The 2,361-nt window shown below is 79.0% G+C and carries 1 protein-coding gene; it reads left to right on the top strand.

Annotated elements, in window-relative coordinates; genetic code table 11:
• Nucleotides 1-211 precede the first annotated feature (211 nt).
• Nucleotides 212-2,361: transglutaminase family protein (locus tag GTR00_RS19080; protein WP_166613141.1), on the top strand; the 2,150-nt coding region annotated here is incomplete at its 3' end.

Raw genomic sequence — 2,361 nt, 5'->3', positions numbered from 1 at the left:
GGCGGGGGCGAGGGCGCCGACGACGACCCCCGCGACGCGGGACTGCGCAGGGCGCGCCTGGTGTTGACGCGAGCCGGCTGGCGCACCTCCGTGGCCACCCCCGCCACGAGCGTGCCGCTGGTGTGGTCGCGCATGGCGCGCGGCTCCACCGCGGGCCGCTCGTGAGCACCTCGAACGACCCGACCGCCCCCGCACGGACCGGAGGACGCCCGTGACCCGCACCGCCCGCACCGCCTGCTGGGCCGGGGCCGCCTCCGCCGCGGCCGTGCTGTCCCTGCGGCCCCTCGTCGTCTCCTCCGGCTGGCTCGTCGGCGCCCTGGGCGTCGTGCTCGCCGTCGTCGGCGCGGGCCTGCTCGTGCGGGCGGCGCTGCACCGCCGCGGCCTGGCCGTGCTCGCCCAGGTCGCCGTGCTGGTGCTGGCCCTGACCGTGCTGTTCGGCGGCCCCACCGCGGTGTTCGGCCTGCTGCCCACCGGCGCCACGCTGCAGCGCCTCGCGCAGCTCTTCGGCGACGGCGTGCAGGTCGTGCAGCGCTACAGCGTGCCCGCCGCGGACCTGCGGGGCCTGCGCCTGCTGCTGGTCGGCGGCTCGGGCGTGCTGGCGCTGGCCGTCGACGTGCTCGCCGTCGCGCTGCGCCGCCCGGCGCTGGCGGGCGTGCCGCTGGCCGTGGTGCTCGGCGTGGCGGTGTCCCTGGCCCCCGGCGGCTCCGGCGCCTGGGCCCTGGTGGGCACGGCCGTGCCCTACCTGGTGCTGCTGGCCACCGGTCGCCGCGACCCGCGCTGGCCCGCCCCGCCGCGCCGGCGCCGCGCCGGGGACGGCGCGCGCCGGGGACCGGCGGGCAGCCGCGCCGGCACCACCGCCGGGGCCACCGCCGTCGCCGCGCTGGGCCTGGCCCTGGTCGCCCCCGCCCTGGCCCCCGGCCTGGACGAGCGCCCGCTGACCGTGGACGCCGGCACCGGCGACACCATCGCCGTCATCAACCCCATCCTCAACCTCAAGGCGAGCCTGGGGGCGCGCTCCGACGCCACGATCCTCACGTACCAGACCGACCAGGAGGACCCCGCGCCGCTGCGCATCGTCACCGCCGACGTCTTCGACGGCGAGACGTGGGCGCCGGGCACCGGCGCGGACATCCCGCGCAGCCAGCGCGTGCAGGACGGCCTGGCGCCGCCGCCGGGCCTGTCCGGGGAGGTGCGGGCGCGCTCCACCGAGCACAGCACGCGCATCTCCGTGCGCGGCCTGGACCAGACGTACCTGCCGCTGCCCTACCCGGCGCTGCGCGTCGACATCGCCGGCGAGTGGCTGTACGAGCAGGACACCCTCAACGTCGTCGGGGACGGGGAGACCACCCGCGGGCGCGACTACGACGTGCGGCACCTCGAGGTCGACCCCACCGAGGAGCAGCTGCGCACGGCCGGCGAGGCGCCCGAGGACCTGCGCGAGCGGTACACCGCGCTGCCCGACGGGCTGCCGCAGGTCGTGGGCGACCGCGCCCGCGAGGTGACGTCCGGCGCCTCCGACGCCTACGAGCAGGCCGCCGCCCTGCAGCGCTACTTCCGCTCCAACGGCGGCTTCACGTACTCCACGACCGCCCCCAACGACGGCGGCTCCGGCGCCGTGGCCGCCTTCCTGGAGCAGAGGTCCGGGTTCTGCGTGCAGTTCGCCTCCGCCATGGCCGTCATGTCCCGCTCCCTGGGCATCCCCGCCAGGGTCGCGATCGGCTTCCTGCCCGGGGAGGAGTCCACGCCCGGGCGCTGGCGCATCAGCGCGCAGGACGCCCACGCGTGGCCGGAGCTGTACTTCGACGGCGTCGGCTGGGTGCGCTTCGAGCCCACCCCCGCCACCCGCACCGGCCAGTCGCCGCCGTACAGCGTGCCGCGCACGCCGATCACGGCGACGGCGCCCAGCGCCTCCGCGCCCGCCGCGACGAGCTCCGCGCCGGTCACCCCCAGCGCCACCGCCGGCACCAGCACCACGAGCGGCTCGCAGCAGGTGCAGCAGGGCCCGCTCACCGGCTGGCAGCGCCTGGCCGCCCTGCCGTGGGGGTGGATCGCCGGGAGCGTCCTGGTGCTCCTGGTGCTGCTGAGCCCCCGGGCCACGGCGACGCTGCTGGGCAGGCGCCGCTGGGCGGGCGCGCACGACGGGCCGTCCTCGGCGGAGGCGGCCTGGGGCGACCTGGAGGACCGCCTCGGCGACCTGGGCGTGCGCTGGCCGGTCTCGGCGACGCCGCGGCGCCGGGCGGCGCTCGTGGAGGAGGCCGCCGACCTGCCCGAGCCGGCGCGGCGGCAGCTGACGGCGCTGCGGCAGGCGGTGGAGGGCGCTCGCTTCGGCGGCGCCGCCCGCCCGGCCGCACCCCCCGCGCC

The organism is Kineococcus indalonis, from assembly GCF_009906395.1.
Taxonomy (GTDB): domain Bacteria; phylum Actinomycetota; class Actinomycetes; order Actinomycetales; family Kineococcaceae; genus Kineococcus; species Kineococcus indalonis.
The sequence above is the reverse complement of the archived record's forward strand: the minus strand, read 5'-3'. Positions and strand labels throughout refer to the sequence as shown.